Origin of the sequence: Arthrobacter sp. AQ5-05 (assembly GCF_003287975.1) — a bacterium.
Lineage (GTDB): Bacteria > Actinomycetota > Actinomycetes > Actinomycetales > Micrococcaceae > Paeniglutamicibacter.
Genome location: NZ_QMKQ01000040.1, coordinates 23,239 through 29,634, shown reverse-complemented (window position 1 = coordinate 29,634; position 6,396 = coordinate 23,239). Strand labels below are relative to the sequence as shown.

Below are 6,396 nucleotides of genomic sequence, written 5' to 3'. Positions count from 1 at the left end.
CAACAACAGAAATCTCACCCGGCTCCGAAGAGGCCCCCATGCCCCACAACTGTCACCGATGTGGTGAGACATCAACCGTCACCGAAGTCCTGAGGCAGAACTGTCACCGATGACCCGAGACATCACAGTTTCACTTGGCCGCACTTGTTGTTGCGGGAAGAGAACATGTGGATCACCGCAGAGCCTGGGAGAGGGAGGAAACGGAAACCCGCCAGAAACACGCGCACCCGGGGGGCAGCGGACGAATGTTTCCACGACGGTATCCAGCGGGCCCGGCCCGGCAGCAGCGTATGGACACCGGTGCATCGACCCTCCAACGCAAGGTCGCGGGGTGGCCACGTGGGTGGATTTCGAACCGGGCGACCTACTCCGCGGAGCCGAGCGTGAGATGCGCAACAAGGTAATGCGTTGCGGTGCCGTATCGGAATTTCTCCGTGAATCACCTGTGTTGGGCACCGTACACAGCCCATACGTTTGGAGAATTCATGTAGATCGCACTTTGGTTCGTCACCGCAATTTTTGCCGCTCTCTTCGCCATGGCCGGCACCATGAAGGTCATCAAGCCCTACCGCGACATCCGTTCACAGATGGAGTGGGTCGGGACGGTGACTCCGGCGCAGTCCAAGGGCATCGGGATCGACGAGGCCCTTGGCGCGATTGGCATGGTCCTGCCGGCAGCCTCGAGAATTGCACCCTGGCTCACGCCCTATCGCGGCCTTGGGTCCAACGGAATCGGACCACGATCCGTTGGTTGAATCCGCGTCGGGGATCGGTGCGTTCGTGCCGGCGGTGGGTAACCAACCGGAAGCCTTGGCAAGTGGTGCCAAAGGACGTGGGCCCATCGAAAAAGATGGGCCCATGCCTGTAGGTATTCAGATAAATCCGGTAGTTACTTTTCCATGGCCAAAGCGCTTGGCGCCTGGGCGAACTGCGGAACAACCTCGTCGATGAACAGCTGCAACGAACGCTTCTTCTCCTCGTGGCTGAGGGAGTTGTCGTTCCAGAAGCTGTACTCGGTGACGCCGAGGTCTTCATAGCGGCGCAGACGCTCGACAACCTCATCGGGGGTGCCGATCATCGCCGTCTTGTGCAGCGATTCCGGGGTGAACTCCGCGCGGCCCTCGAACTTCTCCAGCGGGCTGGGCTCAAGGAAGCCGTTGACAGGCGTGGTCTTGTTGCCGAACCAGGCATCGAAGGTGCGGTAGAACTTCTGGATGCCCTCGGCCGCCGGACGCCAGGCCTCCGGCTCGTCGGCCGAGTGGACGTAGGTGTGGCGCAGCACCATGATGTCGGGGCGTTCGGTGATCTCGGGGTGGTTGGCGATAGCGGTCTCGTACTTCTCGACCAGCGACTCCACCTCTTCATCCCCCTTCATCAGCGGGGTCACCATGACATGGCAGCCGTTGGCCACGGCGTAGTCGTGGGATTCGGGGCTACGCGCCGCTACCCAGACCGGGACCTTGCGCTGGACCGGCTTGGGCACCGAGGTCGAGGTGGGGAACTGCCACACCTCGCCGTCGTGGGCGTAGTCGCCCTCCCAGAGCTTCTGGATCGCGGGGATGATCTCTTGCATGTGTTTGCCGCCATCGGTGGCCGGAAGTCCACCGGCAACACGGTCGAATTCGAACTGGTAGGCTCCTCGGGCCACACCCAGCTCGGCGCGGCCGTTGCTGATGACATCGAGCAGGGCGACCTCGCCGGCAGCCCGAATCGGGTTCCAGAACGGGGCAATGATGGTGCCTGCTCCCAAGCGGATGGTGGAGGTCTTGGCCGCGAGGTAGGCCAGCTGTGGAAGCGGGTTCGGGGATACCGTGTATTCCATCGAGTGGTGCTCACCGATCCACACGGTGCTGAAGCCACCGGCTTCGGCCAACTGGGTCAGCTCGACCAGGTTCTCCCAGTGCTGTCCGGGCGTAAGCGATTCATCGTAGCGTTCCATGTGGATAAAGAGGGAAAAACGCATGGTTACTGCCTTTCGGGCTTAGTTGGTGTTGTTTCGTTCGGCGATCGTCACATTGGTACGCGACCAGTGCTCGTGTTCGATCTCCCGGACGATGACCGTGATGTTTTCGGGGGCGGCGTCAACTGTTTGAACAGCTGCATGGTGCAGGGCGTCCATCAGTGCGCGTAGTTGTTCGGGGCTGCGGCCCTTGGCAATGGAGACATCTATTAGTGGCATGGTGCTTTCCCTTCTATGAGCGCATGACGAACGGGTCCGCGACCGGGGACTCGTCGGTGTTGATCCACACGCTCTTCAACCTGGTGTACTCGTTCATTGACTCCAAGCCGTGCTCGATTCCGACCCCGGAATTCTTGAATCCCTGGCGTGGGGACATCGGGGACATGGCACGGTAGGTGTTGACCCAGATCGTGCCGGCTTCAAGCTTGCGGGCCATGCGGTGTGCACGGGACAGGTTCTGGGTCCAGACACCCGCGGCCAGGCCGTAGTCGGTGTCGTTGGCCATGCCCAGCAGCTCATCCTCGTGCTCGAAGGGCATGATGGCGGCGACCGGTCCGAAGATTTCCTCACGTACAACGCGCATGTCGTTGTTGACGTCGGTGAGCACTGTGGGCGCATAGTAGTAGCCGGGCAGCTCGAGTCCCTCGGGACGTCCGCCTCCGGCCAGTACCGTGGCTCCCTCGCTGGCACCGATCTCCACGTAGGAAGAAACCTTCTCCAACTGACCGGCAAACGCCAACGGGCCCAACTCGGTGGACTCAGCCAGCGGGTCACCGACCACGATCGAGCGGGCACGCGCGGTGACCTTTTCCACCAGCTCGTCGTACACCGACTTGTGGGCGAACACCCGGCTGCCGGCGATACAGGTCTGTCCCGCCGCCGCGTAGATGCCGGCAATGACACCCATTGCGGCGTTTGAAACATTTGCGTCGTCAAAGATGATGTTTGGGCTCTTGCCGCCCAACTCCAGGGTGCAACCGATGAAGCGGCTGGCGGCCTGCGAAGCAATACTCGAGCCGGTTGCCGTTGAACCGGTGAAGGAAATCTTTGCCAGCAGCGGGTGGGCCACCAATGCGGCACCGGCTTCGGCGCCGAATCCGGTGACCACGTTGATGACACCAGCCGGGAATCCGGCCTGGTCGGCAAGCTCGGCCAGCAGCAATACGGTACGTGACGTGTATTCGCTGGGCTTGATCACCACGGTGTTGCCGGCAGCCAGTGCCGGTGCAATCTTCGAGGTGGTCAACGTCAGGGGCGAATTCCACGGGGTGATGGCACCGACCACGCCGAGCGGCTCGCGCTGCGTGTAGTTCAGGATCGCTGGGTTCATCGCCGGAATCTGGGCACCCTGAACCTTGTCGGCCAGCCCCGCGTAGTAGTAGAAGTACTCGGGCAGGGAAGCCATCTGGCCGCGCATCTCGCGCAACAGCTTGCCGTTGTCCAACGACTCGTTCAGCGCCAGCTTCTCGGCATTCTCGCCAACCAGATCTCCCAGGCGGCGCAACAGGTGGCCACGCTGGGTGGCGCTTAGCGAGCTCCATGCCGACGAGGTGAATGCCGCATGGGCGGCCTTGACCGCGAGGTCAACGTCCTGGGCGTTGCCGCGGGCCGCTTCGTAGAGTTCATCGAGCGTCGCGGGGTTGGTGCTGGTGAAATAGCTGTCTTCGCTCGGGGCGACGTATTCGCCGTTGATGAAGTGCTGGTAGCGCTCGGTCATGATGGCTTTCCTTCATTCTCACTAAAAAAACTGTTCAACTGTGCCGCCAGGGCTGGGGCATTTTCCACCGGCAACATGTGCCGGGCACCGGGAACGACATGCACCGTGCAATGGGGGATCGCAGCCCCCAGCCGGTGGGACATCTCCGGAGTCGATCCCGGATCCAGCTCACCGGTGATGGCCAGGGTTGGCTGGGTGATTGAGCCGAGTTCCCCGGCGATTTCCCGGTCGCCGCGGGCGAAGACCGCGTAGGCGTGCAGGTAGGACTCCAGGTCGTTGGCTGCCAGCACCCGCCGGGTATCGGCAATGATTTTGGCCGGAACCGTGCTCTGTCCATTGGGGTACCAACGCTCGATGGCCTTCTCCACGCCGTCCTCGAAGCGCTCGCCGGCTGTGGCCAAGCGCTGTTCAACGGCCGCGGATTCCTCTGCGGTGCGCCGGCAGACCGAATTCACCGCGGCGAGGGTCAGCACGCGTTCGGGGGCGAAGCGTGCGATGTGCTGGGCGACAAGCGCACCGAGCGAGAAGCCCACCAGATGCACGGGCCCGGATTCACTCATCCGTCCCAGCACGTCCCGGGCAAGGCTGGCCAGATCCTGTGGTTCTCGTAGGGCAGGCTGTCGGCCATGTCCAGGCAGATCCAGTGCCACGGATTCGCGGCCCAGCTGCTGCTGGAGGGGCCGCCACATGGTGTGGTCCAAACCCACACCATGCAGCAGCACCACCGTGGCTTGCTTGGAATTCGTCATCTTCGCCCCCGGCTGCTTACAGTTCGGTGGACAGTGACGCGAGTCGCTGCTGCGGACGCCCCTGGGTGGAACCCGCCAACGCAATGAGGATCTCGCCGGGGTGGGGCGCGTCGGCGATCTTCACCTCAATGCTCTGGTGATGCGAACGGATCGTCGCGTCGGTGAAGTGCTTGAGCGGGATGTCAAACTGCACTCCGGCAGGGCCGCGCTTCTCAACGGCCGGCAGCAGGGTGGTTGCGTTGGCTGCATCGCGGAAGTGGTTGCCGAACTTCAGGGTGTGGATCAAGGCCGAGCCATGCTCGATCTCCCCGTCGAGTCCCACGATTGCTGCCTTTCCGTAGGCCTCAAGCGGAGCGCCCAGTGCTTCGATGACCCGTGGTGCCAGCAGTGCGCCCAGATCGGAGGCGACCTTGTCGATGCCCTCGGTCAGGTCCTCAACGAACCCCTGGCCTGCCCATGGATTGTCGAAGACCGCTGCCACGATGACCACGCGAGCGGACGGATCAACCTGGCGGCCACCCTCGGTATTGGTCTCTTCAATAATGGTTACAAGCTTGCGGTAGTTCACAGTGTGATTCCTTTCAGGATTTCTGACGTGATGGTGCGGTCGGTGGTGCGGTCCCCGATCCGGGCATGTGGTCGTGGACCGGTCGAAGCTGCGGCGATGACCGCAATTTCACCTGCATGCGGGGCATCGGGCACAGTGAGCTCGATGGTTTGGTAGTGGCTGCGGGTAGCAGGGGAGGTCTTGTGCCACATCGGCACACGCAATTGTTCGCCGGCGGTGGCTCGACCATCCACGAAGCAGATGATTGAGGTTCCCTCGAGTGCCTCGCGCAGCAGGTTGCCGAAATACGGGGTGTGGATCAGCGCACCGGCATGTTCCAGCTCGCCTTCGAGTCCCACGAGCGCGGCCTTGCCGAAGGCCTCGACCTTCTCGGCTCCGCCCAAAGCGTCCAACAAGCGGTCGGAGAGAAGCTTGGCAAGCAGCGGGGCGATGCTTTCGGTTCGCTCGGACAGGTCATGGGAGGTTCCGGTGCCAAGCCATGGGTTGGCTATGACCGCGGTGGCCGTGGCCCGGGTGATCGTGCCGAGCGATTCGTGGGGGACTTCTTCAATGATGGAAGTGATCTTGCGCAGTCCGATCGCCCCAGCGATGTCGGAGTACTCGCCCAGCGTTGAGCGTTGGCTGAGATCGATGGTTTGTGCCGTGGTGGCGAGGGGGCTGTTCATGTACGTTCCTTTGACTATGAGGTCTAGAATCCGAGGCGCTAGTCCGAGTGTCCGGTGTCCTCGGACTCGCGCAGGGCTGCCAAGACTGCGGACTGGCTTGAGGATGCGACGTGGCGGCGCATCACCAGCTCGGCTGCCAGGGGATCCTTGGAGAGGATTGCATCGACGATGGCTTGGTGTTCGTTCACGGAGTTGCGTAGTCGCCCGGGAAGACTCAGCGTCTGGGTGACGATCCGGTGGTAGGCCAGCTGGTTCATCAACAGGTCGTAGTGTTCCGAGAGCTTGAGGTTGTCGGCCCCCGCTACCAACGTGCTGTGGAATTCGTGCACCAGCTGCGAATACCGCTCCGCGTCCCCGCGTCCAACTGCTTCCGTGGCCTGGGCAATGTTCTCCTGCAACAAGAGAAGCTCCGGGACTCGGCCGCGACGAGCCAACAGCCCGGCAGCCAGCCCTTCGAAGGCTTCCTTGAGTTGGAACATCTCGTGGATTTCTCGCTGCGTTGGTTTGCGAACGAAGGTTCCAACACGGGCACGGACCTCGACGAGGCCCTCTCGCTCAAGCTGCTTAAGCGCTTCCCGGATCGGGGTGCGACTGACCTCGAATTCCTGAGCCAAGGCGGTTTCGGCCAGCAGGTTTCCAGGTTGCACCACCCCGGTGACGATCATTTGACGTAGTCGGGTTAGTAGTGGCGGTTCGTTTGAATCCTGGCTGGGCTTTGATTCCAGCGATGCGCTCTG

8 protein-coding genes are annotated in these 6,396 nt (G+C 62.3%); 1 reads left to right on the top strand and 7 read right to left on the bottom strand.

The genetic code is table 11. The annotated features are described in order from the left end of the window. Positions 1–491 precede the first annotated feature (491 nt). Positions 492–755, top strand: coding sequence for a DoxX family protein (locus tag DQ353_RS19755; protein ID WP_113764893.1), 264 nt, complete (start codon positions 492–494; stop codon positions 753–755). Between the two features lie 134 nt (positions 756–889). On the opposite strand, the gene DQ353_RS19750 is transcribed toward DQ353_RS19755, so the two are convergent. From DQ353_RS19750 to DQ353_RS19720, 7 genes are read right to left on the bottom strand one after another with little or no spacing between them, the layout of a single operon-like run. Further along, positions 890–1,963 carry an LLM class flavin-dependent oxidoreductase gene (locus DQ353_RS19750; RefSeq protein WP_113764892.1) on the bottom strand — a complete coding sequence of 358 codons (1,074 nt, stop codon included), beginning with the start codon at positions 1,961–1,963 and terminating at the stop codon, positions 890–892. Positions 1,964–1,981: 18 nt separating this feature from the next. Further along, on the bottom strand, positions 1,982–2,179 hold the full coding sequence (locus tag DQ353_RS19745; RefSeq protein WP_113764891.1) for a tautomerase family protein: 198 nt from the start codon (positions 2,177–2,179) through the stop codon (positions 1,982–1,984). Between the two features lie 13 nt (positions 2,180–2,192). Then, positions 2,193–3,677, bottom strand: a complete 1,485-nt coding sequence (locus tag DQ353_RS19740; protein ID WP_113764890.1) for an aldehyde dehydrogenase — start codon at positions 3,675–3,677, stop codon at positions 2,193–2,195. Next, positions 3,674–4,426, bottom strand: coding sequence for an alpha/beta fold hydrolase (locus tag DQ353_RS19735; RefSeq protein WP_113764889.1), 753 nt, complete (start codon positions 4,424–4,426; stop codon positions 3,674–3,676). Before DQ353_RS19735 ends, DQ353_RS19740 begins: the two co-directional genes overlap by 4 nt. A gap of 16 nt (positions 4,427–4,442) precedes the next feature. After that, a complete protein-coding gene (locus tag DQ353_RS19730; RefSeq protein WP_113764888.1) occupies positions 4,443–4,994 on the bottom strand; it encodes an amino acid synthesis family protein in 552 nt (183 codons plus the stop codon). Further along, entirely contained in the window at positions 4,991–5,659 is a 669-nt protein-coding gene (locus DQ353_RS19725) for an amino acid synthesis family protein (protein WP_113764887.1), read from the bottom strand. The genes DQ353_RS19730 and DQ353_RS19725 overlap by 4 nt, the downstream gene beginning before the upstream one ends. Before the next feature lie 38 nt (positions 5,660–5,697). Then, the gene (locus DQ353_RS19720) at positions 5,698–6,324 is read right to left on the bottom strand and encodes a GntR family transcriptional regulator (protein ID WP_286166933.1); all 627 of its coding nucleotides are present in this window, start codon (positions 6,322–6,324) and stop codon (positions 5,698–5,700) included. Positions 6,325–6,396: the final 72 nt, after the last annotated feature.

Coding starts and splice junctions, on each gene's coding strand:
- DQ353_RS19725 (WP_113764887.1), bottom strand. CDS start 5,659: ATGAACAGCCCCCTCGCCACCACGGCACAAACCATCGATCTCAGCCAA.
- DQ353_RS19735 (WP_113764889.1), bottom strand. CDS start 4,426: ATGACGAATTCCAAGCAAGCCACGGTGGTGCTGCTGCATGGTGTGGGT.
- DQ353_RS19740 (WP_113764890.1), bottom strand. CDS start 3,677: ATGACCGAGCGCTACCAGCACTTCATCAACGGCGAATACGTCGCCCCG.
- DQ353_RS19720 (WP_286166933.1), bottom strand. CDS start 6,324: ATGATCGTCACCGGGGTGGTGCAACCTGGAAACCTGCTGGCCGAAACC.
- DQ353_RS19745 (WP_113764891.1), bottom strand. CDS start 2,179: ATGCCACTAATAGATGTCTCCATTGCCAAGGGCCGCAGCCCCGAACAA.
- DQ353_RS19750 (WP_113764892.1), bottom strand. CDS start 1,963: ATGCGTTTTTCCCTCTTTATCCACATGGAACGCTACGATGAATCGCTT.